Below are 20,573 nucleotides of genomic sequence, written 5' to 3' on the forward strand. Positions count from 1 at the left end.
TCACGTTTATGAATAAACGCCCTAGCACTGCCCATCATCGATAGATTCCGCGGTAGGGGCACTGGCTGCTCACAATCCGGCCGAAGCGCGCCGAACGGACAATTCCCGCACAAGCGGCCCGCGCGATCGTCCAATGTCTTCAAGGTGATAGGCACCCCTTTTCCCCAGCGCGCCACGCGCCTGTTGCTCAACCCATGCTTTTGACGCAACACGGCATAGAATAGCGTCCCGAATCTGAAATCGAACTCATGCCCGTCCGCCAGCTGCCAGAGCAGGTCGTCAACCGCATCGCCGCCGGCGAAGTGGTCGAACGTCCCGCGAGCGTGGTCAAGGAACTGGTCGAGAACGCGATCGATGCCGGCGCAAGCCGGATCGATGTCCTCACCGATGGCGGCGGCCGGCGCCGGATCGGCATCACCGACGACGGCGGCGGCATGACCGCCAGCGACCTGGCGCTGGCTGTGGAGCGCCACGCCACTTCCAAGCTCGACGACGAGGACCTGCTCCAGATCCGCACGCTCGGGTTCCGCGGCGAGGCGCTGCCCTCGATCGGCTCCGTCGCGCGTCTGTCGATCACGACGCGGCACGCCAGCGAGCCGCATGCCTGGGCGCTGACCGTCGAGGGCGGCGAGAAGTCCGAGATCATGCCGGCGGCGTTGGCGCACGGCACGCGCGTCGAGGTCAATGACCTCTTTTACGCGACACCGGCGCGGCTCAAATTTCTCAAGACCGACCGCACCGAGGCCGAAGCGATCCGCGAGGTGGTGCGGCGGCTGGCGATGGCGCGGCCCGACGTCGCCTTCACGCTGGCGGGCGAGGAGCGCGCGCCGGTGACCTGGGCCGCCGCGCTGCCCGGCGCCGCCGGACGGCTGACGCGGCTCGGGGACATCCTGGGGCCGGAGTTTCGCAGCCACGCCATCGAGGTGCACGCCGAGCGCGAGGGCGTCGTCGTTGCCGGCTACGCCGCGGCCCCTGCGCTGACGAAGGCCAATGCGCTCGGGCAATATCTCTTCGTCAACGGCCGCCCGGTGCGCGACAAGCTGATCTTAGGGGCGGTGCGCGCGGCTTATTCTGACTATTTGCCGCGCGACCGCCATCCCGTGGTGGCGCTGTTCGTCACGCTCGACCCGCGCGAGGTCGACGCCAACGTCCATCCCGCCAAGACCGAGGTGCGCTTCCGCAATGCGGGTCTGGTGCGCGCGCTGATCGTGCACGGATTGAAGGAAGGCCTCGCGCGCGAGGGCCGGCGCACGGCGGCCAACAGCGGCGACAGTGCGCTGTCCTCGTTCCGGCCTGCTTTTGCGCCGCGCCCGGCGAGCTGGGACTGGCGGGCGTCCCCGTCCGCGCCGAGCGGGCCGCTGCCGTCTTTCGGCGGCGCCGCAGCACCTGCTTTCGCCGAACGCAGCCAGGCCGCATTCGACGTCGGCGCGCCCAGCGCCGACGTGCGGATCGACACGCAGCCCGTCAGCGATCTCGTCGATCGCCCGCTCGGCGCGGCGCGCACCCAGCTCCACGAGACCTACATCGTCTCGCAAACTCGCGATGGGTTGATCATCGTCGACCAGCATGCTGCCCATGAGCGCATCGTCTATGAGCGGCTGAAGGCCTCGCTCACCGCGAACGGCGTGCAGCGGCAGATCCTGTTGATCCCGGAGATCGTCGAGATGGACGAAGCCACGGTGGAGCGCCTGCTCGCGCGCAGCGACGAGCTGGCGTCGTTCGGCCTTACGATCGAATCCTTCGGCCCCGGCGCGGTCGCGGTGCGCGAGACGCCGTCGCTGCTCGGCAAGACCAATGCCGGCGGGCTCTTGCGCGATCTCGCCGAGCACATGGCCGAATGGGACGAGGCGCTTCCTCTTGAACGTCGCCTGATGCACGTCGCCGCCACCATGGCCTGCCACGGCTCGGTACGCGCCGGCCGCAGGCTCAGGCCCGAGGAAATGAATGCACTGCTGCGCGAGATGGAGGAAACGCCGAACTCCGGCCAGTGCAATCACGGCCGGCCGACCTATGTCGAGCTGAAGCTCGCGGACGTCGAGAAGCTGTTCGGGCGCAGGTGAATCCGGCGGCTGATGAGCCACCGGACAGCCTTACGGCTGCGAATTGACCGCGAAGCGGTGCTCCGGAAAACCCTGCGCAATGCCATCGATGGCAAACAGATCTCCCGCGTAGGGCTCGAGGTTCAGTTGCTCGGGACCCAGAAACTTTCGCGCGCTGGTGATGAACATGGTCTTCAAGTCTCTTCCACCGAAGCATACGCATGTCGGATTGGTGACCGGCATGGCAATGACCGTATCGATGCGGCCGTCCGGCCGATAGCGCACCAGACGGCCACCCGAGAAGAATGCGGTCCAAAGCCCGCCGTCAACGTCGACGCAGGCGCCGTCCGGCCGCTCTTTCGTGGCGCCGTAATCGGCGAACAGCCTTCTGTTGCCGATCATGCCTTCATCAAGGTCGAAGTCGAAACACCATGTGCAGTATCGCCGGGTATCGGTGAAATACAGAGTGCGATTGTCCGGCGAAAACGCGATTCCGTTGGTCACGATGACGCCCCCGAATAGGCGCGCTACAGTGCCGTCGCCACCGATCCGATACAGCGCACCGTTTGGACGATGAAGCTCATTGTCCATGGTCCCGATCCAGAGACGGCCGCGTGCGTCGACACGCCCGTCATTGAGCCGGTTGTCCAGGTCGTGTTCGACCTCGCAAAAGTGGTTCAATAGACCGCTTGCGGGATCCCGCCGCCGCAGGTTCAGATCCTGCGCGAGGATATGCGAGCCGTCGGATGCGAGCGCCTGGCTGCCGAGAAACCGGCAGTCGTGGCGAGACGAGCTGTGGGCTCCCGTGGACGGATCGAATGATTGATGGAGCTGCCGGTCGATATCGATCCACCAGAGCCTGTTCGAGCGGTCGCACCACAGCGGCGTCTCGCCAAGCACGTCCGCGGCAGGAACGGCAATTTCCACGCGATGGGCCGGGATAATACGTGCCGTCACCGTGCGCCCCTTCAGCGCAGCGAGCCGTTCGCGAGCGCGTGCGCGACGCAATTGTTGACGTGCGCGGAAAGCACCTTCTGCGCCGTCTCGGCATCGCGCTTCAACGCGCATGCGAGCAACGTTCGGTGCTGCTCGGCCGGCTCGGCGCCGCGATAGTGGAATGCCACCATCTGGTAGCGGAAGTATTTGTCGAAGACGAGGCTATGCGTCTCCATCAGCACGCGGGATCCGCAGTTCGAGATCAGCGCCTGATGGAATTCGCCGTCATAGCGCTTCCACTGTTCGGGCTCGCCGATGCCGGTGTCCATGAGCCGCTCCGTCGAGGCGAGCTTGTGATGGGCGGAGACGATGCGGCCCTCCCATTCGACGTCGGCGTTGGCGAACGAGATCGCCATCGCGTGGGACTCGAGCAGCAGCCGCAGGCCGGCAAGCTCGCGCAAATTATCGGCGGAGACCACGGCCACTTCGAAGCCGCGCCTGCCCTCCGCTGTCACGAAACCCTCGGCGGCCAGCCGGGTCAGGATCTCGCGCAGCGTGCTGACGCTCGCGCCGTAGCTCTCCCGCAGCGCCTCGAGCTTGAGCCTTTGGCCCGGGCCAAGCCGGCCGAATATGACGTCAGTTCGGATCCTGCGGTAGCAGTCCTCGCTGACCGCAGTTTCTTCCTTGTCGATCAAAGACATTGCGTTGGCCTTGGTTGGCGGCAGAGCCCGGCGGACTCTCGTCCCCTCTCCTATGACGATACAGAAATCATATGATAAAAGCCATTTCCTATTTTGACTATCCAAGTCTCATATGCTTCTCTGCGTCAGAAGCCGCGGCGTCAGACCGCGGACGTGATCACAGGGAGGTCGGCATGCGATGGAAGATGCTGGGTTTGGCGGTCGCGGCGAGCGCTGTTCTCGCGGCATTGCCGGCGATTGCGCAGGTGCAGGAGCGGACGATCCGCTGGGGGCACCTCAACAATACCGATCACCCGGTCAGCCTCGGCGTGCAAAAGTTCGCCGAGGTCCTCGCCGCCAAGAGCGGCGGCAAGCTCAAGATACGGGAATTTCCCGCCTCTCAACTCGGCAACGAGCTGCAACAGCAATCGGCCGTTCGCGGCGGCACCCAGGAAATCTTCTCGGCTTCGACGACGTCGCTGGCCGGCGTCGTCAAGGACCTCGGCTTGTTCGATTTCCCGTTCAGCGTCGCTACCTTCGACCAGGCGACGGCGCTCGCCGAGGGCGCATTCGGCAAGGCGATGATGGATCTACTGCCCGAAAAGGACCTCATCCCGCTCGGCTATTGGGGGCTTGGCTTCCGCAACGTCACCAACAGCAGGGGGCCGGTGGCGAAGCTCGAGCATCTTGCCGGCCTGAAGCTGCGCGTGATTCCGAATCCGGTCTATCTGGAGACCTTCAAGGCGTTCAAGGCCAACCCGGTGCCGATGGCCTTCGGCGAACTCTATACGGCGCTCGAGAACAAGACGGTGGACGGCCAGGAAAATCCCTACAGCGTCATCCTGTCGAACAAGTTCTATGAGGTGCAGAAATACGTCTCTGCGACCAATCACACGTTCACCCAGAACATCATCATCGTCAGCAAGAAGTTTTGGGACAAACTCTCGCCCGAGGAGCAGAAGATGTTGCGCGATACCTACGCGGAAACCGTCCAGTATCAGCGCGAGCAGACCAAGCGCGCCGCCGACCAGGCGCTCGGCGAGCTCAAGGCCAAGGGCATGCAATTCAACGAAATTGCGCCGGCGGAATACGCGCGGATGCAGGATGCGGTGAAGCCGGTCATCGAGAAATTCTCCGGGGAATACGATCCCGAGAAGGTCAAGCTCTTCAACACCGAACTCGCGCGCATTCGCAGCACGGTCAAGTGACAAGGGCGGATACTCGATGGCAAAGATCCTTGATCTTTACTGCGAGGTCTTGAAGGCAACGATCGCGCTTTGTCTCGCGGCGATGGTGGTCCTGGTGTTCAGCAACGTCGTGCTCCGCTACGCCTTCAACTCCGGCATCGCCATCTCGGAGGAGCTGTCGCGCTGGCTGCTGGTCTGGCTGACCTTTCTCGGAGCGATCGTTGCTTTGCGCCAGCATGCCCACCTCGGCGTCGATACGTTCGTGCGCGCACTGTCGCCCCGGGGCAGGCGCGTCTGCTTTGTCGCCAGCTACCTGCTGATGCTGTATGCCGATTGGCTGCTCACGCTCGGCAGCGCGAAGCAGGCCGTCCTGACATTTGGCGACGCGGCGCCGGCGTCGGGGATTTCGGTCGGCCTGTTCTTCTATTCGTCCGGGCTGGTCTTCGGCGTCTCGGCAGCAATCATCCTCGCCTACGACCTGTTCCGCGTCGTGACCGGCGCGGCAAGCGAAGAAGACCTCATTGCGGTGAAGGAAAGCGACGAGCACAGCTGAGCGCCATGGCTCTGGTTGCCCGTCCGACAGCAGCATGACGATCGCGGTTTTCACATTCTCGCTGCTCGGGGCCATGGCGCTCGGCATGCCGATTGCGTTCGCGCTGATCGTGTGCGGCGTCGCCCTGATGCACTTCCTCGATATCTTCGATTCGCAGATCGTCGCACAGAACATCATCAACGGCGCCGACAGCTTTCCGCTGATGGCCGTGCCGTTCTTCATGCTCGCCGGCGAGGTCATGAACAAGGGCGGGCTGGCAAAGCGGATCGTGAATATCGCGCTGGCGCTGGTCGGTCACGTGCGCGGTGGATTGGGCTACGTTGCCATCCTTGCATCTTGCGCACTGGCCTCGCTGTCCGGATCGGCCGCGGCGGACGCGGCTGCACTGGCGGCCCTGCTGGTCCCGATGATGGTCGCGGCGGGTCACAAGAGGATGTATGCGGCGGGCCTGGTCGCGGCGGGAGGGATCATTGCGCCGATCATTCCGCCGAGCATCGGTTTCGTGCTGTTCGGGGTCGCCGGCGGGGTCTCGATCTCCAAGCTGTTTCTGGCTGGGATCGTCCCTGGGCTGCTTCTGGGGGTAGGACTCTGCTTTGCCTGGTGGTGGGTCGCCCGCGGCGAGAACATCGAAAGTCCGCCACGGAAGTCGTTGCGGGAAGTCGGCCGGGAGGTGGCCGACGGCTTCTGGGCGCTGATGCTCCCGGTGATCATCGTCGTCGGCCTGCGCTTCGGAATCTTTACGCCGACGGAGGCTGCGGTCGTCGTTGCGGTCTACGCGCTGTTCGTCGCGACCTGCATCTATCGCGAGCTGAAGCTGTCGCAGCTTTACGAGGTCATGGTCTCGGCGGCGCTCAGCACCAGCATTGTGATGTTTCTGGTCGCCGCAGCTCTGGTCTCCTCATGGCTCATCACCGTCGCCGAGATCGCCACCCAGGTGGTGGATCTGGTGCGCCCGTTCATGGGCAATCAGACACTGCTGATGCTTGCGATCATGGTGCTGGTTGTCGTCGTCGGGACAGCGCTCGACATGGCGCCTACGATCCTGATCCTGACGCCGATCCTGATGCCGATCGTCAAACAGGCCGGCATCGATCCGGTCTATTTCGGCGTCCTGTTCATCATCAACAATGCGATCGGATTGATCACGCCGCCGGTAGGCGTCGTCTTGAACGTCGTGTGCGGCGTTTCCCGGATCAACATGGAAGAGATCATCAAGGGCGTGTGGCCGTTCATGATCGCGCAGCTCGTCGTGCTGCTTCTGATGGTGCTCTTCCCGCAATTGGTCACCGGACCCGCCAAATGGTTCGGTGGCTAGTCAATTCAAAGAAGGAGCGGTCCGATGGTGACGAGGATCATGGTCCTGAACGGTCCTAATCTCAATTTCTTGGGCATCAGGGAGCCGCACATCTACGGCTCGACGACACTCGGCGAGATCGAGGCAAGCTGCGAGGAGGTCGCCAAGCTGCTAGGCATCTCGCTCTCCTTCTATCAATCCAACATCGAGGGCGAGCTCGTCAGCTTGATCCAATCGGCCCATGGCAGCGCGGATGCGATCATCATCAATCCGGCGGCGTTCTCGTTCACCTCGATTGCCCTGATCGATGCCCTGAAGATCTTCGGCGGCCCGAAGATCGAGGTCCACATCTCGAATATCCACGCCAGGGACGAGCTTCACCGGCACTCCATCACGTCCAGCGCGTCGACCGCAGTGATTTGCGGGCTTGGACCTTACGGCTATATCGCCGCCATCATCGCTGCCGTTCAGAGGCTGGGGCGCCTGCCCGTGGCCGTTCCTGCGGCCTTGCACGGCTTGGCTGCGGGCAGCGCGGCGTAAATCGAGGGAGGGGCAGGATGCGCGGCGCAGGATTTCTGGCGATCTGGAGCGACATCAATCCCGACGACCTGACGGACTACCGTCACTGGCTGACACGCGAGCATACGAGCGAACGCGTGACGACCAAGGGCTTCCTCGGGTGCCGCGTCTTCCGCGCGATGCGCGCTGACATCAACCGCTTCTTCATATTGTACGAGCTCGAAGCCCCCGAGGTTCTCGACGGGCCGGCTTACCTCGCCCGTCTCAACTCGCCGACGCCCTGGTCGCAGCACATCATGCCGCGCCTCGGTAACTTCATTCGCGGAGGCGGCAGCATGATAGCCCGGGCTGGCCGTGGCGAGGGCGCCACCGTGCTGGCCCTGCGCATCGAACAGCTGCCGGGCAATCCGGAAGGGCTGGCGAACGCCATCGTCGGCTGCGACGGCGTGGCCGCCGTGCAAATCGGCGCGACGGATCAGGCCAGGACGTCCGTACCTACAGTTGAAAAAGGCATGCGGACAGCTGAAGGCTGCTTTGCGGGACTGCTGCTGATCGAGGCCCTCGACGCAGCGGCAGTCCAACATGCCTGGCGCAGGGCTGCCGAGTTGGCGCCTGACATTATCGGCGGAGCCGGCGATCCGGAGGTCTACCAGGGCATGTTCGCTCTCGACGCACGGATTGCGGATGTCGGATGAAGGCCGCCCAAATACCCGTCCGGCGATCTAACCCGCCTCACGCAGACGAGCTCTTCAAAAACACGAACTCGGTATCGTCGTACGCGCGCCGCTCCAATTCCTCGAAACCTTCCGGCGTCGCGAACTGTGCGGCCTTCGCCTCTTCGACCACCAGCAGCGCGCCCGGCGTGAGCCAGCCGCCGTCGCGCAAGCTCGCGAGCGCCTTTTCGGCAAAACCCCTGCCATAGGGCGGATCGAGGAAGACCAGCGAGAACGGCTCGACCGGATGCGCAGGTCCAAGATCGGTCGCATCGCGGCGATAGACTTTGGTGACGCCGCCCAGGCCGAGCGCCTCGACGTTGTTGCGCAGCAGCGCGCGCGCCTCGGCGCCGTTGTCGACGAACAGCGTGAATTTTGCGCCGCGCGAGGCCGCTTCAATTCCGAGCGCGCCGGTGCCGGCGAAGAGGTCGAGCACGCGCGCGTCCAGAATCGGATCGTCGTAGGCGTGGATGAGGATGTTGAAGACGGACTCGCGCAGTCGGTCCGCCGTGGGGCGGATGTCGCGCGAGGACGGCGAGGCAAGATTGCGCCCCTTCAATCGGCCGCCGACGACGCGCATCTAAGTGTCCCCGTCATGCCCGGGCAAAAGCGCGAAGCGCGTCTTCGCGCAGATGCCCCGGGCATCCACGTTCTTCAACCGTGGACGCGAGCAAGACGTGGATGGCCGGGTCAAGCCCGGCCATGACGATCTGTTGCTGAGCGTCAGGGTCGTTTGAACCATTCGACGTTACTCGTCGTCCTTCGGCGTCAGATCGCGCTTGCCGTGATAGCCGCGCTTGGGACGGCGCGGCGGGCCGTAGCCGCTGGCTTCGGCCTCGTTGCGCTCGCGCGCCTCGTCGCTGCCGGTGCGCTGGACCAGCACGCGGCGGCCCTTGCGGTCGTTGATCACGTCGCGCTTGACCGGCTTCTTCTCGGGCGGCGCAGTGTCCTCGCGCGAGACGGATTTCTGCGGCATGTCGAATTGTGCGCCCGACTTCTCGATCACCTTGTCGCCGAGTTGGTCGCGCAACACGCGGGACTTGATCTCCTCGACCTCGCCTTCCGGCACCTCGCCGAGTTGGAACGGGCCGTAGGACACCCGGATCAGGCGGTTCACCTCGAGCCCGAGATGGGCGCAGACATTGCGCACCTCGCGGTTCTTGCCTTCGCGGATCGCGAACACCAGCCAGACATTGGCGCCCTGGTCGCGCTCCAGCGTCGCCTCGATCGGACCGTATTTGACGCCTTCAATCTCGATGCCGTTCTTGAGCTCGTCGAGCTGGGCCTGCGTGACGTCGCCATGGGCGCGGACGCGGTAGCGGCGCAGCCAGCCGGTATCCGGCAGCTCCAGCGTGCGCGCGAGCCCGCCATCATTGGTGAGCAGCAGCAGGCCTTCGGTGTTGAAGTCGAGCCGGCCGATCGAGATCAGCCGCGGCAGGCCTTCCGGCAGATTGTCGAACACGGTCGGACGGCCCTCAGGGTCGTCGTGCGTCGTCATCAGGCCGCGTGGCTTGTGGTAGAGGAACAGCCGGGTGCGCTCGCGCGGCGGCAACGGCTTGCCGTCGACGGTGACGACATCGTTCTGGGTGATGTCGAGCGCCGGCGAATTGATCACGCGGCCGTTGACGGCGACGCGGCCCTGGGTGACCATCTCCTCCGCATCGCGGCGCGAGGCGAGGCCCGCGCGGGCCAGCGCTTTTGCGATGCGCTCGCCGGCCTTCTTCGGCTTCGGCTCCTCGTCGCGCCGCGGCCGGCGGTCGACATCACGATCGCGCTCGCGATAGGCGCCGCGGCCGCCAAAGGCCGGACGCTTCTCGAAGATCCTGCTGTCATCCTCGTTTTCACGCCGCGGACGGTCGCCGGAACGAGCTTCGCTGCGCGGATGCTCGTGCCAGTCGGAGCGGCCTTCGGGACGCTGCCGTGGACGATCGAATTTGGGACGGTCGCCGCCGCGAGCGCCACGCTCGCCATCATTGTCACGACGGGGCCGATCGAATTTCGGACGGTCCTCGCGCGGGCGATCGAATTTGGGCCGCTCGCGGAACGGACGATCGCCGGATGCACGATCGTCGCGCGTGCGCGAGAAGCGCGGACGGTCATCGCCGCGGCCGCCTTCGGGCCGGTCTTCGCGCTTCTGCCAGGGCTTATCCTGGCCGCGATCACGGCCGGCGAAGTCCCTGCGCGGGCCCTTGCCGAAATCCTTGCGCGGCGGCCGGTCGCCGCGCGGGGCTGCATCGCGCTTTTGCCAGGGCTTTGAATCACTGCGCTCGCCACGATCGCGCGGACGGTCATTGCGATCACCGAAGGAGCGTGGGCGGTCTGCAAAGTCGCGCGGGCGGTCGCTGCGGTCCGGTGCGCCCCGAGAAAACTTCCGTTCGCCATCGAACGTGCGTTCCGGGCGTTCGCCGCGCGGCGTGTAGGGCCGCTTGTCGCCGAACTTCTTGTCACTGGTCCGGCCGGCGGGGCGGGAATCGTCGCGATCGCGGCTGCGCGGCGGACGGTCGTCGCGCCCGTAGGACGGGCGGTCACCGCGCGGCTTGAACGAGCGCTTCTCGCCGTCGCGCGAGGGACGATCGGAAAAGGAGCGTTCGCCGCGCGGCCGGTCTTCGCGATTGAACTTCGGCCGGTCGCCACGGTCGGGCCGCGGCCCGGCCTCGTCGCGGCTGCGGAAGGGGCGGTCCTCGCGCTTGCCGGCGAACGGCCGCTTCTCGCCTGCGCCCTTGCTCTCGAAACCGCGCTTGGCGAACTTCTTCTCCGGGCCGCGTGACTTGCCGGAGCGGCCCTTGGGCGGACCGCGATCACGCCGGCCGCGCGGGGAATCGTTGTCTTTGTCGCTGTCGCGGGGCATGAATCGTCTCACTTCGGAATGGTCGATTTGGGGATGGTCAAATGGGCATTGTGCGCGCTCTTTTCGAGCCGCATGCTCAGGCAAAACCGGTCTTCACTCTTGCTGAAGGCGCAGCTACTAGCAGGTTTCTGGCGATGATACGAGGCATGAAAGTCCCTTCTTTCATGGATTTGGCGCTCAAAACGGCCGAAAACGCCGGAAAGTCGGGCGAAGTTCCGATTGGATGCGTCGTGGTCCGCAATTACGAGGTCATCGCGACGGCGGCCAACAGGACGCTGACCGACTACGACCCCACGGCCCATGCCGAGATCATCGCGCTGCGCGAAGCCGCCAAGAAGATCGGCAGCGAGCGGCTGGTCGACTGCGACCTCTACGTCACGCTGGAGCCCTGCACCATGTGCGCAGGCGCGATCTCCTTTGCAAGGATCAGGCGGCTCTATTATGGCGCAGCCGACCCCAAGGGCGGCGCAGTGGAATCCGGCGTCCGGTTCTTCACCTCGCCGACCTGCCATCACGTCCCGGAGGTGTACGCGTCGGTCGGCGAGAGCGAGGCGGCCCGGCTGCTGCGGGAGTTTTTTCGGGAGCGGCGCTGACAACCTCACATTCCGCTGTCATGCCCCGCGAAGGCGGGGCATCCAGTACGCCGCAGCCTGTCGACTCAATCACTGCCTTCTCGGCGTACTGGATCGCCCGGTCAAGCCGGGCGATGACATCTGAGTTTGTGGGCGCGATGCCCCGCCACAACGATGTGGATCAAGCTGTGAAGAAATCGCGCAGCGCCTTCGCGGTGACGTCAGGGTTCTCCTCCGTGAGGAAGTGCCCGGAATCCACCGGCATGCCCTCGACGTTGGTCGCCCACTGCTTCCAGATATCGAGCGGTGTGGCGGCGGCCTGGGCAATGCCGGCACTGCCCCACAGCGCCAGCATCGGGATCGTGATCTTCTTGCCGGCCTCGAAATCGGCCTTATCGAGATCGTAGTCGAAATAGGCGCCGGCGCGGTAGTCCTCGCACATGGCGTGGACGCGCGCGGGATCTCGGAACGGCGCGATGTAATGTTCGAGCGCCCGGCTATCGATGGCATCCAGCGTCTTCGACCTGGTCTGGCTCGCCATCTTGAAGCGCAGGAAGAACTCGCCATTGCTCGCGATCAGCGTCTCCGGCAGCGGATAGGGCTGCGCGAGAAAGGTCCAGTGATACATCTTCAGCGCGTAAGCGCGGTTCATGCGCTCCCAGTAATTATAAGTCGGCAGGATATCCAGCACGGCGAGGCGCGACAGCCGGCCGGGATGATCGAGCGCGAGGCGGTAGGACACGCGGCCGCCGCGATCATGGCCGGCGAGCGCAAAATGCACATGGCCGAGCTGCTCCATCACCTCCACCATGGCCTTCGCCATCGCGCGCTTGCTGTAGGGCATATGCAGCGCGTCGCTCTCGGGCATGTCCGACCAGCCATAGCCCGGCAAATCGGCGATGATCAGCGTGAACCTGTCGGCGAGTTGCGGCGCGACGCGGTGCCACATCACATGCGTCTCGGAGAAGCCGTGCAGCAGCAGCAGCGGCGGCCCCTTGCCGCCGACGCGGGCGAAGATGCGGCCAAAGGACGTGTTGATCCATTCGGAGGCGAAGCCGGGGTAGAGGTCGGCGAGATCCGACATTATTCTTATCCTCGCTTTGGCTGATATCAGCGGCCGGTCTTCTCCGCCTCTACCGCCTGCCAGCCGATGTCGCGGCGGCAGAAACCTTCCGGCCAGTTGATGCGGTCGACGGCTTGATAGGCGCGCGCCTGCGCCTCCGTCACGGTCTTTCCGAGCGCGCAGACGTTGAGCACGCGGCCGCCATTGGCGAGGATGGCGCCGTCCTTCGCCACCGTGCCGGCGTGGAAGATCTCGGCGGTGTCGATCCTCGCGGCGTCATCGAGGCCCTCGATGCGCGTGCCCTTCTGGTAATCGCCGGGATAGCCCTTTGCCGCCATCACCACGGCGAGCGCGGAGTCCGGATGCCAGCGCAGATCGAAATGCTTCAGCTGCCCGTCGCAGGCGGCGAGGAACGCCGGCACGATGTCCGACATCATGCGCAGCATCAAGACCTGGCACTCGGGATCGCCGAAGCGGACGTTGAACTCGAACAGCTTTGGGCCCTGCGTCGTCAGCATAATCCCAGCGTAAAGGATGCCGCGGAACGGCGTGCCGCGCTGCTTCATGCCGGCGACCGTCGGCAAAATGATCTTGGCCATGATGGCGTCGTGGATCGCCGGCGTCACCAGCGGCGTCGGCGAATAGGCGCCCATGCCGCCGGTGTTCGGGCCGACGTCGTGGTCGAACACGCGCTTGTGGTCCTGCGCGGAGGCCAGCGGTATCGCGGTCTCGCCGTCGCACAGCGCGAAGAAGCTGATCTCGCGGCCCGGCAAAAATTCCTCGATGACGACCTCGGCGCCGGCTTCGCCAAAGGCGCCCTCGAACATCATGGCGATGGCGTCCTCGGCCTCACGCACGGTCTTGGCGACGACGACGCCTTTGCCGGCGGCAAGGCCGTCGGCCTTGACCACTATCGGGGCGCCCTGGCTCTGCACGTAAGCGCGCGCGTCATTGGCGTTGGTGAAGCGCTTGTAGGCGCCGGTCGGGATGCCGAATTCGGTGCACAGCGCCTTGGTGAAACCCTTGGAGCTCTCGAGCTGTGCTGCCGCCCCGCTCGGCCCGAACGCCTTGATGCCGGCTTTGGTGAGATCATCGACGATGCCGGCGGCGAGCGGCGTCTCCGGGCCGACCACCACGAGTTCGACCGCATTTTTCCTGCAGAACTCGATCACGGCGGCATGGTCGGCGACGTCGAGCGCCACGCATTCCGCCTCCCGCGCGATGCCGGCATTGCCGGGCGCGCACCAGAGTTTCGTCACCAGGGGGGAAGCCGCGATTTTCCATGCCAGGGCATGTTCGCGGCCGCCGGAACCGAGCAGGAGAATGTGCATGGAAGGCTCAGAATGGGGGTTTGCTGAACGCGTCGGTCGCACGAATCGGCTCGGGTCTCAAGGGGTGTGTGCCCCAACTTCCCCGTCATCCGATTCTCCGTCATTCCGAGGCAGGCGCGCTCCGCTGTCCTTTCTCCCCTTGTGGGAGAAGGTGGCGCGAAGTGCCGGATGAGGGGTCTCCATCCGCGGAGACAGACCCCTCACCCGAGCGAGCCCGAGGCTGCCAGTGATCATGCCCTCTCCCACAAGGGGAGAGGGCACAGAAATCCGCACCGCAGGAGATCAGCTCTGCTTCCCTGCAATGATCTCCTGCAACGTCGCAACATGCCTTGCGAACGCGCCGCGACCCGCGGCGGTGGCCGTGACCATGGTCTGCGGCTTCTTGCCGACGAAGGCCTTGTCGACCTGGACGTAGCCGGCCTTGGCCAGCGTCTCGATATGGGCGCCGAGATTGCCGTCGGTGGCGCCGGTCAGCTTCTTGAGCCTGGAGAATTCCAGACCAGTCGCGGCCGGCAGCGCGTTCAGCGCCGCCATGATCTTCAATCGCAACGGCTGGTGGATGATGTCGTCGAGCTCGGCCATTGGCTAGATCCGCCGCATCCAGAGGCCGCCGAGAATCAGGCCGCCGCCGTTGACGAAGGCCATCCAGAGCGGGAACGCCTCGCCGATGTAGAAAAATCCGATCAGCGTCAGCGCAGAGATGCCAAGACCGATCGCCACGAAGGCATGGCCGAACCAGAGACCCGCCAGCGTGTAGAACAGCATGAAGTAGAGCGGCCAGAACGCTCCCAGCTGGCGCGGACCGAAATGACCGACGACGTTGGTGCAGAGATAGCCGAAGGCGAAGAACAACACGAACACCAGGAGGATCCTGATGCTATGGGCGGCACCGTGAGGGTGGTGCGGCGGGTTGAACACGCGCAGCGCAACCAGACCGCCGACGCCAACAACGTCCACGGCAACCCACGTGTAGGCCGCGTGGATCGGCCAGAGCCAGGTCACGAGATTGCCTGCGAACACCAACATGCCCCACCACACGGCCGCAAGGCTCGCCAGCTCATAGAGCTGCGATTGCTTCACGCGCTGGACGATGTCGTCGATATCGGCCAGCGCTGCGGATGCCTCCCTGCTGTCGATCATGACTGCCCCGCCCCGCGCGTTGCCACGTCCTCGGCGATGACGAAGATCGCCTTCGGGCTGGTGACGATGCCCATGTGGTTGATGCCGTCGATGATCTTGACGTCGACCGACGGTTTGATGGGCTGAACGGCCCCGGCATATTTGTCCGAGATCATCATCTCGTCCTCGGCGCCGCCGAAGATCGTGATCGGGCGGGTCGTCGCCGCAAGATCGAGACGATAGCCGCGCGTCGCGAAATTGCGCATCAGGCGGTCGGAATAGGTGGAGACGAGGTACTTCGCCGAGTTCGCCGGCACGGCCAAAGCGAGCACCGGAAGCTGCGCGCAGCAGTCGATGCCGAGCTTGCGCAGAGCGGCGAGCGCAAACAGGCGCGGCAGATCGGCATTGGCCCAGCCGCCGGAATGCGGCTTGTTGGTCGGCGCGTCGTAGCCGAGATAGGGCGCGAGCAGCACGGTGCGCACGAACATGTCCTGCATGATCGGTGTCGCGGCGACGCGGAGCGAGAAGCCGGCGCCGGCGGAATGGCCGACCAGAGTGAGCGGCAGGTCCGGCGCACTCTTGCGGACATACGCGACGAAGTCGACCAGATCGTCCTCGAGCTGGCCGACATAGCCGATGTCGCCGCGCGTACCGGAGCCGCCGTGGCCGCGCATGTCCAGCGCCCAGGTCTCGACGCCGCGCCCGGCGATCGCATAGGTCAGCGCGTGGTTGACGGTGCCGCTGGAGCCGGAGGAGCCATGGATGAAGATCGCGCCGCGGCCGCCCGCCGGTCCGTTCGGCGCGTAGTGGCGGAAGCCGATCCAAGTGCCGTCGCGGGCCTGGAAGCGCTCGAGCGGCGGCATGGTCGAAAAGTCGACAAGCTTCACCGACTCCGAGACCGATCGCAGCTCAGGCGGCCGCTGCAGCGGCGTTGCGATCATCGCGGCTAGGATCAGCGCCACGCCGCCGACCCCACACAGGACCCATTTCAGTCCGTTCAACACGCCGCGCAGCAGCCGAACCGCCATGACCTACCCCCATGAATTAGCCACCTATAGAGAACTCTATAATGCAGAGTACTCTTGCGATCAATCCCAGGATTGGCGCCAGCCGGTAAAAATCCTTAACGTCGGGTCTGACCCCAACATGCCGAATCGTTTGCCGATGCCGCCTGCGGAACCGCTGCTCAACGCCCCCGAATTCACCGTCTCCGAGCTCTCGCAGTCCCTGAAACGGACGGTGGAGGATGCCTTTGGCCATGTCCGGGTCCGCGGCGAGATCTCCGGCTTCCGCGGCGCCCATTCCTCCGGTCACTGCTATTTTGCGCTCAAGGACGAGAGCGCCAAGATCGAGGCGGTGATCTGGAAGGGCGTGCACGTGCGGATGCGCTTCAAGCCCCAGGAAGGGCTCGAGGTCATCGCCACAGGCAAGCTCACGACCTATCCGGGCTCCTCGAAATACCAGATCGTGATCGAGGCGCTGGAGCCGGCCGGCATCGGCGCGCTGATGGCGCTGATGGAAGAGCGCAAGAAGAAGCTCGCCGCCGAGGGCCTGTTCGACCAGGCGCGCAAGCAGCTGCTGCCCTGGCTGCCGGAGGTGATCGGCGTCGTGACCTCGCCGACCGGCGCCGTCATCCGCGACATCCTGCACCGGCTGGAAGACCGCTTCCCCCGCCACGTGCTGGTGTGGCCGGTCAAGGTGCAGGGCGAAGGCTCGGCCGAGCAGGTCGCAGCCGCGATCCGCGGCTTCAACGCGCTGCCGGAGGGCGGCAAGATTCCGCGCCCCGACGTGCTGATTGTGGCGCGCGGCGGCGGTTCGCTGGAGGACCTCTGGTCGTTCAACGAAGAAATCGTGGTGCGCGCGGCGGCCGAGAGCATGATCCCGCTGATCTCGGCGGTGGGCCACGAGACTGACATCACGCTGATCGACTTCGTCGCCGACAAGCGCGCGCCGACGCCGACGGCGGCCGCGGAGATGGCCGTACCGGTGCGCAGCGATCTCTTCGTCGAGGTCGCCGATCTCGCGCGCCGCACGCGGGCCTGCTGGCAGCGCGGCCATGAAAGCCGACGCAACGAGCTGCGCGCAGCCGCGCGCGCGCTGCCGGCGGCAGGCGATCTCCTGGCGATCCCACGGCAGCGGCTGGATTCGGCCGGCGCGTCCCTGCCCCGCGGCCTCAAGGCCAACACGCACGCCCATTTCCGAAGGTTTACTGCCGCCGGCGCAAAGCTGACGCTGCGGGTGCTGCACGGGCAGATATCGCAGGCAGATCACCGGCTCACCGTGTGCGGCGAGCGGCTCGGCCTGTCCGCGCGCTCGCTCTTGCGGCAGCGCCGCGACCGTTTTGCCGGGCTTGAAGTTCGCTTGCGCGCCTCAAAACTTTCGAACGCGCAGGCCCAGCGCAACACGATCGCCCGACAGCGCGAGCGCACGCAGCGTCTGGCCGAGCGCGCCAGCCGCGCACTTGTCACGCTGCTGCACAGGCTCGACACCCGCGTTGCCAATAGCGGCAAGCTGCTCTCCGCGCTGTCCTATCGCAGCGTGCTCGCCCGCGGCTTTGCGCTGGTGCGCGACGAGGCCGGCCATCCCTTGCATTCCGCGGACAGCGTCGGGCCGGGTGCGCGCGTCGAGATCGAGTTTGCGGATGGCCGTGTCGGCGCGACCGCGGACTTAGATCGGCCCGGCCCGGCCGCAAAGCGCGCGGCATCGCAACAGAAGAGCGCCTCGCACGAGGCCAAGCCCGCGCCGAAGCGCGTGGGCAAGCCGGTGGATCAGGGCAGTTTGTTTTAGAGGCGGTGGCGCTTCCACGAACTCGTCATTGCGAGCGCAGCGAAGTAATCCGGAATCCTTCCGCGGAGGGATTCTGGATTGCTTCGCTGCGCTCGCAATGACGGTGTGGAGGCGATGAACCGCGGCCTACCTGCAGGACAATCCCGCGTCGATCGTGGTCCAGAAGCCGCAATGTTCCGGCGCGCGCATTGTTGCGCCAGCGTGGGCCTCATACAGGAAGATCGCGACGGTGAAGACGATCAGTGCGGAGGAGAAAAGGGCGATGCGGTTGCGCATGGGGATGCGTTTAATCGACATCGTGGTCGAACTATGGCACCGACACCAGCTGAAACCGGCGCGAGGCGCGATCCGTAGATTCACGGTCGGCCATCATCCGTGCAGGGCGATGGTCGATGCGGGGCTGTCCGCCTCAATCGTTGTTCCTCGGGCAGCCCCGCTTGCGCAATGGCATGCGTAGCCCGGATGGAGCAAAAAGCGTAATCCGGGTCGTGCCGCGCGTTATTGCGTCCCGGATTTCGCTTCGCTCCATCCGGGCTACAACACGGTCGCTACCGGGCCAGCCACTCCGCCACCCGCTTTTGCGAATCCGCGCGCGCTTGCGTATCGGTGCCGAGATGACCGCGTTCGGGGGTTGCGGCATCGGTGCTGCCGGCAGCTGCGTGCAGCGGCGTGTTGGCGCGGTCGAAATCGTGATAGGCACCGGGATAGACCACGATGCGCGCGAGCGCGCTGCGGCCATGCGCCCCCTCGACCATCTGGCGGCAGGCCGGCGGTGACGACACGTCATCGTTGGCGCCGATCAGAACCAGCGTCGGCACCCGCGTGCTCCAGCCGAGGCCGGCCGAAATCCGGCAGTCCGGATAGAAGGCGATCGCGGCGCGGAAATCCGGAACGGCGTCGCGCGCCGCATTCTGCGGGCGGACCGCCCACAGCAGCGTGCTCGCGCCGTTGGCCCAGCCGATCAGGCTGACGCGGTCGCGCGCGACCCAGGCCTGCTTCATCAACCAGCCGCGCGCCGCCGCGACGTCGGCGACACGCTCGCGCCGCGCCTTGACGTGCAGCTCCTTGACCCGGCATTGCGGCCCGAGCTCTCGCGAACCGTAGCTGTCGGGCAGCAGCACGGCATTGCCCGCCTTGAGCAATTGCAGTGCCCAGTCGCGGTAGCGCGGCAGCACCGGATCGGAATGGCCGCCAAGGCCGCCGCAGCCGTGCAGCGCGATCATCGTCGGAAATGGCCCCTCGCCCTCGGGCTTGTAGAGCTGCGCATGCAAGACGCCGGTCGACAGCGGAATGTCGACCTGCTGCGGCGCGGGCGCGGCACGCGCAGCCGGCATCAGCAGCATCAGGATCAGGGCGGTCAGTCGAAGGCGCATCGGACTCTGCCGTATGAGGTGCCGGCTGCAAGCGGGCCGGAACCAGCGATCCTTCGCCGCAGCACTATCATGCGAAAACGGCGGCAAAACATCACAAGTCGGTGGGTTTAACGGGCGGACAAGCCGCCCCATCTATGATACATCCGGTTCAACACATCATGCCCTCCAAGGTTTTCCATGGAGAGGCCTTCCACGGAGACTTTCGACCGTGCTGAACAAGTTCGGCCCTTCGGGCAATGGCGAAGCCCAGGTACAATATCTCGACGGCGATTTCCGCGTAATCTCGCCGGGAACCTATGTACGCTGCGCGATATCAGACACACGGATTCCGCTCGACGAATTGAAATATTGGAGCGTCGACCTGCAAGAGGCCTACGCCACGCCCGCGGCTGTGCTCGAGCGGCACTTCCCGGGCGCGCCGAAGCCGCAGCCGTAGGACCACGGGCGCGCCTATTCTTGCTCCGCGCCATCACCGCCCAAGCAGCTCTTGATGAAATTCTTCCGGGCCTCACCAACGATCTTCTGGTCGATCGCCTGCTTCAGACAATCGAGCCGCGCCTGCGCCAGGCAGAGCTGCAGCTGATCGCGCTTGTCCTGCCCCTTCAGGTTTTGCGTCGTGCCGAGACACGTCACGCGCTTGGTCGCAGGAACCGGCACCGCGCCGGTGGGAGCAGCGGGCGCAGCTGGCGGCGACGTCTGCGCGGACACAGGCCCAATGATCAGACACACAAGACAGGCGGCGACGGCTGCGAACGGCAGTTTCATCGAATTCTCCTGATCGATCCCAGACCGATAGAAGTTTTGCGATGAATGACCGGTGAATGGCAAGCTGCTGCAGGATGGGCAAAGCGCAGCTGCCCTGCCGGTGTAACATGAGCGTGCAGCGGGGCATGGGGATGGATGTGTCGGCGTCCCGACGACGTTTGCCCGCGCCCGAACTACAAGTCTCACAGCCGCAATGATCTCCGTCGTGCCGATCCGCGTTGCATCGAATAGTGCTTGCACTCCCTGGTAAGTTATTTCGCGCTGTGGTTGGATTCTTTGTTGCGGCTCAGCGCCCTTAAGTTGTTTGACGAAGTCTTGGTGAAACAGAAGGCTGCTATATTGGATGTTAGGTAATTAGCCCTGTTCTTTTTATCGCACAGACAAAGACGGCCATTGAACTTTGGAATTGGCGCAGTCTGTGAACGGGCTCATATCGAAGAGCCATCTGGCGGGCTACCATCACCTCGAAAATTTGCAATGAAATATCTTTAAATCGAGAGTCAAACGATGGGGGTGATCATGCCCGCCATATTAGACCTGCTCTATCGTGAATATTGCCGCGCCCGCCTCGCTGAAATGCGGAAACAGCTTCTGATCGCAGCTGAACGCTCTGAAGCTCTCGAAGCGAATCATCATCCTGTAGATCAGGGTGAAGATGAGACGACGGACGCACACCGCAAGACTCGCCGCGGCGCGCCGAACTGAAGCGGCCCAAGACCGGCGACCTCTCCCGCGTAGCAGTGACCAAGCAATTGGCAACAGTCTGGGAGGCAGCGATGAATACACCTGAATGC

22 protein-coding genes are annotated in these 20,573 nt (G+C 64.9%); 10 read left to right on the top strand and 12 right to left on the bottom strand.

Annotated features, from left to right (window positions below; translation table 11 throughout):
* Window positions 1-248: 248 nt before the first annotated feature.
* Window positions 249-2,060 carry a DNA mismatch repair endonuclease MutL gene (gene mutL / locus GWG65_RS08280; protein WP_275194879.1) on the top strand — a complete coding sequence of 604 codons (1,812 nt, stop codon included), beginning with the start codon at window positions 249-251 and terminating at the stop codon, window positions 2,058-2,060.
* A 30-nt stretch (window positions 2,061-2,090) separates the two neighbouring features.
* Here the strand turns inward: mutL and GWG65_RS08285 are convergent, their stop codons facing one another.
* Together GWG65_RS08285 and GWG65_RS08290 are read right to left on the bottom strand one after the other, a co-directional pair.
* Window positions 2,091-3,107, bottom strand: coding sequence for an SMP-30/gluconolactonase/LRE family protein (locus GWG65_RS08285; RefSeq protein ID WP_342760632.1), 1,017 nt, complete (start codon window positions 3,105-3,107; stop codon window positions 2,091-2,093).
* On the bottom strand, window positions 3,008-3,676 hold the full coding sequence (locus GWG65_RS08290; RefSeq protein ID WP_275194880.1) for a GntR family transcriptional regulator: 669 nt from the start codon (window positions 3,674-3,676) through the stop codon (window positions 3,008-3,010). Before GWG65_RS08290 ends, GWG65_RS08285 begins: the two co-directional genes overlap by 100 nt.
* A gap of 173 nt (window positions 3,677-3,849) precedes the next feature.
* Between GWG65_RS08290 and GWG65_RS08295 the strand changes: the two genes are divergently transcribed.
* The 5 genes from GWG65_RS08295 to GWG65_RS08315 are packed head-to-tail and all read left to right on the top strand — an operon-like array spanning window position 3,850 to window position 7,903.
* Window positions 3,850-4,863, top strand: a complete 1,014-nt coding sequence (locus GWG65_RS08295; protein WP_275194881.1) for a TRAP transporter substrate-binding protein — start codon at window positions 3,850-3,852, stop codon at window positions 4,861-4,863.
* Between the two features lie 16 nt (window positions 4,864-4,879).
* On the top strand, window positions 4,880-5,395 hold the full coding sequence (locus GWG65_RS08300; RefSeq protein WP_275194883.1) for a TRAP transporter small permease: 516 nt from the start codon (window positions 4,880-4,882) through the stop codon (window positions 5,393-5,395).
* 34 nt (window positions 5,396-5,429) lie between these two features.
* Window positions 5,430-6,710 (top strand): TRAP transporter large permease subunit, encoded by a 1,281-nt coding sequence (locus tag GWG65_RS08305; protein ID WP_275194884.1) that lies wholly within the window; start codon window positions 5,430-5,432, stop codon window positions 6,708-6,710.
* 24 nt (window positions 6,711-6,734) lie between these two features.
* Window positions 6,735-7,229 carry a type II 3-dehydroquinate dehydratase gene (locus GWG65_RS08310; protein ID WP_275194886.1) on the top strand — a complete coding sequence of 165 codons (495 nt, stop codon included), beginning with the start codon at window positions 6,735-6,737 and terminating at the stop codon, window positions 7,227-7,229.
* Between the two features lie 17 nt (window positions 7,230-7,246).
* Entirely contained in the window at window positions 7,247-7,903 is a 657-nt protein-coding gene (locus GWG65_RS08315; protein ID WP_275194887.1) for a hypothetical protein, read from the top strand.
* 37 nt (window positions 7,904-7,940) lie between these two features.
* On the opposite strand, the gene rsmD is transcribed toward GWG65_RS08315, so the two are convergent.
* Window positions 7,941-8,501 carry a 16S rRNA (guanine(966)-N(2))-methyltransferase RsmD gene (rsmD, locus tag GWG65_RS08320; RefSeq protein ID WP_275194888.1) on the bottom strand — a complete coding sequence of 187 codons (561 nt, stop codon included), beginning with the start codon at window positions 8,499-8,501 and terminating at the stop codon, window positions 7,941-7,943.
* Between the two features lie 168 nt (window positions 8,502-8,669).
* On the bottom strand, window positions 8,670-10,769 hold the full coding sequence (locus tag GWG65_RS08325) for a pseudouridine synthase (protein WP_275194889.1): 2,100 nt from the start codon (window positions 10,767-10,769) through the stop codon (window positions 8,670-8,672).
* A 134-nt stretch (window positions 10,770-10,903) separates the two neighbouring features.
* Between GWG65_RS08325 and GWG65_RS08330 the strand changes: the two genes are divergently transcribed.
* A complete protein-coding gene (locus GWG65_RS08330; RefSeq protein ID WP_275194890.1) occupies window positions 10,904-11,362 on the top strand; it encodes a nucleoside deaminase in 459 nt (152 codons plus the stop codon).
* Between the two features lie 160 nt (window positions 11,363-11,522).
* On the opposite strand, the gene GWG65_RS08335 is transcribed toward GWG65_RS08330, so the two are convergent.
* The 5 genes from GWG65_RS08335 to GWG65_RS08355 all read right to left on the bottom strand — a co-directional run bounded on the left by GWG65_RS08335 (window position 11,523) and on the right by GWG65_RS08355 (window position 15,882).
* Window positions 11,523-12,425 carry an alpha/beta hydrolase gene (locus tag GWG65_RS08335; RefSeq protein ID WP_275194891.1) on the bottom strand — a complete coding sequence of 301 codons (903 nt, stop codon included), beginning with the start codon at window positions 12,423-12,425 and terminating at the stop codon, window positions 11,523-11,525.
* 26 nt (window positions 12,426-12,451) lie between these two features.
* Window positions 12,452-13,735 (bottom strand): phosphoribosylamine--glycine ligase, encoded by a 1,284-nt coding sequence (gene purD, locus GWG65_RS08340; protein ID WP_275194892.1) that lies wholly within the window; start codon window positions 13,733-13,735, stop codon window positions 12,452-12,454.
* A 282-nt stretch (window positions 13,736-14,017) separates the two neighbouring features.
* Entirely contained in the window at window positions 14,018-14,317 is a 300-nt protein-coding gene (locus GWG65_RS08345; RefSeq protein WP_275194894.1) for a transcriptional regulator, read from the bottom strand.
* A 3-nt stretch (window positions 14,318-14,320) separates the two neighbouring features.
* Window positions 14,321-14,875, bottom strand: a complete 555-nt coding sequence (locus GWG65_RS08350) for a hypothetical protein (protein ID WP_275194896.1) — start codon at window positions 14,873-14,875, stop codon at window positions 14,321-14,323.
* Window positions 14,872-15,882 (bottom strand): alpha/beta hydrolase, encoded by a 1,011-nt coding sequence (locus GWG65_RS08355; RefSeq protein ID WP_275194897.1) that lies wholly within the window; start codon window positions 15,880-15,882, stop codon window positions 14,872-14,874. Before GWG65_RS08355 ends, GWG65_RS08350 begins: the two co-directional genes overlap by 4 nt.
* A 136-nt stretch (window positions 15,883-16,018) precedes the next feature.
* On the opposite strand from GWG65_RS08355, the gene xseA reads away from it, so the two are divergent.
* Window positions 16,019-17,641: an exodeoxyribonuclease VII large subunit gene (gene xseA, locus GWG65_RS08360; protein ID WP_275195134.1), complete on the top strand. Its 1,623-nt coding sequence runs from the start codon at window positions 16,019-16,021 to the stop codon at window positions 17,639-17,641.
* Window positions 17,642-17,767: 126 nt separating this feature from the next.
* Here the strand turns inward: xseA and GWG65_RS08365 are convergent, their stop codons facing one another.
* Window positions 17,768-17,917 carry a hypothetical protein gene (locus tag GWG65_RS08365; protein ID WP_275194898.1) on the bottom strand — a complete coding sequence of 50 codons (150 nt, stop codon included), beginning with the start codon at window positions 17,915-17,917 and terminating at the stop codon, window positions 17,768-17,770.
* A gap of 272 nt (window positions 17,918-18,189) precedes the next feature.
* On the bottom strand, window positions 18,190-19,014 hold the full coding sequence (locus GWG65_RS08370) for a dienelactone hydrolase family protein (protein WP_275194899.1): 825 nt from the start codon (window positions 19,012-19,014) through the stop codon (window positions 18,190-18,192).
* Between the two features lie 208 nt (window positions 19,015-19,222).
* Here GWG65_RS08370 and GWG65_RS08375 point away from each other — a divergent pair, with 208 nt between their 5' ends.
* On the top strand, window positions 19,223-19,450 hold the full coding sequence (locus GWG65_RS08375) for a DUF2093 domain-containing protein (protein WP_148744042.1): 228 nt from the start codon (window positions 19,223-19,225) through the stop codon (window positions 19,448-19,450).
* 14 nt (window positions 19,451-19,464) lie between these two features.
* Here the strand turns inward: GWG65_RS08375 and GWG65_RS08380 are convergent, their stop codons facing one another.
* Window positions 19,465-19,779, bottom strand: a complete 315-nt coding sequence (locus GWG65_RS08380) for a hypothetical protein (RefSeq protein ID WP_275194900.1) — start codon at window positions 19,777-19,779, stop codon at window positions 19,465-19,467.
* Between the two features lie 507 nt (window positions 19,780-20,286).
* Here GWG65_RS08380 and GWG65_RS08385 point away from each other — a divergent pair.
* Complete coding sequence (locus GWG65_RS08385; RefSeq protein WP_275194901.1) at window positions 20,287-20,484, top strand: hypothetical protein; 198 nt, start codon at window positions 20,287-20,289, stop codon at window positions 20,482-20,484.
* Window positions 20,485-20,573: the final 89 nt, after the last annotated feature.

The organism is Bradyrhizobium sp. CSA207 (assembly GCF_029051685.1).
Lineage (GTDB): Bacteria > Pseudomonadota > Alphaproteobacteria > Rhizobiales > Xanthobacteraceae > Bradyrhizobium.

Bases quoted from the DNA above. Each gene is read 5' to 3' on its own strand.
- GWG65_RS08370 (WP_275194899.1), bottom strand. From the start codon at position 19,014: ATGCGCCTTCGACTGACCGCCCTGATCCTGATGCTGCTGATGCCGGCT.
- GWG65_RS08385 (WP_275194901.1), top strand. From the start codon at position 20,287: ATGGGGGTGATCATGCCCGCCATATTAGACCTGCTCTATCGTGAATAT.
- GWG65_RS08315 (WP_275194887.1), top strand. From the start codon at position 7,247: ATGCGCGGCGCAGGATTTCTGGCGATCTGGAGCGACATCAATCCCGAC.
- GWG65_RS08335 (WP_275194891.1), bottom strand. From the start codon at position 12,425: ATGTCGGATCTCGCCGACCTCTACCCCGGCTTCGCCTCCGAATGGATC.
- GWG65_RS08300 (WP_275194883.1), top strand. From the start codon at position 4,880: ATGGCAAAGATCCTTGATCTTTACTGCGAGGTCTTGAAGGCAACGATC.
- GWG65_RS08285 (WP_342760632.1), bottom strand. From the start codon at position 3,107: ATGCGCGTTGAAGCGCGATGCCGAGACGGCGCAGAAGGTGCTTTCCGC.
- GWG65_RS08310 (WP_275194886.1), top strand. From the start codon at position 6,735: ATGGTGACGAGGATCATGGTCCTGAACGGTCCTAATCTCAATTTCTTG.
- mutL (WP_275194879.1), top strand. From the start codon at position 249: ATGCCCGTCCGCCAGCTGCCAGAGCAGGTCGTCAACCGCATCGCCGCC.
- GWG65_RS08305 (WP_275194884.1), top strand. From the start codon at position 5,430: ATGACGATCGCGGTTTTCACATTCTCGCTGCTCGGGGCCATGGCGCTC.
- GWG65_RS08355 (WP_275194897.1), bottom strand. From the start codon at position 15,882: ATGGCGGTTCGGCTGCTGCGCGGCGTGTTGAACGGACTGAAATGGGTC.
- GWG65_RS08345 (WP_275194894.1), bottom strand. From the start codon at position 14,317: ATGGCCGAGCTCGACGACATCATCCACCAGCCGTTGCGATTGAAGATC.
- xseA (WP_275195134.1), top strand. From the start codon at position 16,019: ATGCCGCCTGCGGAACCGCTGCTCAACGCCCCCGAATTCACCGTCTCC.
- purD (WP_275194892.1), bottom strand. From the start codon at position 13,735: ATGCACATTCTCCTGCTCGGTTCCGGCGGCCGCGAACATGCCCTGGCA.
- GWG65_RS08380 (WP_275194900.1), bottom strand. From the start codon at position 19,779: ATGAAACTGCCGTTCGCAGCCGTCGCCGCCTGTCTTGTGTGTCTGATC.
- GWG65_RS08295 (WP_275194881.1), top strand. From the start codon at position 3,850: ATGCGATGGAAGATGCTGGGTTTGGCGGTCGCGGCGAGCGCTGTTCTC.
- GWG65_RS08290 (WP_275194880.1), bottom strand. From the start codon at position 3,676: ATGTCTTTGATCGACAAGGAAGAAACTGCGGTCAGCGAGGACTGCTAC.
- GWG65_RS08325 (WP_275194889.1), bottom strand. From the start codon at position 10,769: ATGCCCCGCGACAGCGACAAAGACAACGATTCCCCGCGCGGCCGGCGT.
- GWG65_RS08365 (WP_275194898.1), bottom strand. From the start codon at position 17,917: ATGCGCAACCGCATCGCCCTTTTCTCCTCCGCACTGATCGTCTTCACC.
- GWG65_RS08330 (WP_275194890.1), top strand. From the start codon at position 10,904: ATGATACGAGGCATGAAAGTCCCTTCTTTCATGGATTTGGCGCTCAAA.
- rsmD (WP_275194888.1), bottom strand. From the start codon at position 8,501: ATGCGCGTCGTCGGCGGCCGATTGAAGGGGCGCAATCTTGCCTCGCCG.
- GWG65_RS08350 (WP_275194896.1), bottom strand. From the start codon at position 14,875: ATGATCGACAGCAGGGAGGCATCCGCAGCGCTGGCCGATATCGACGAC.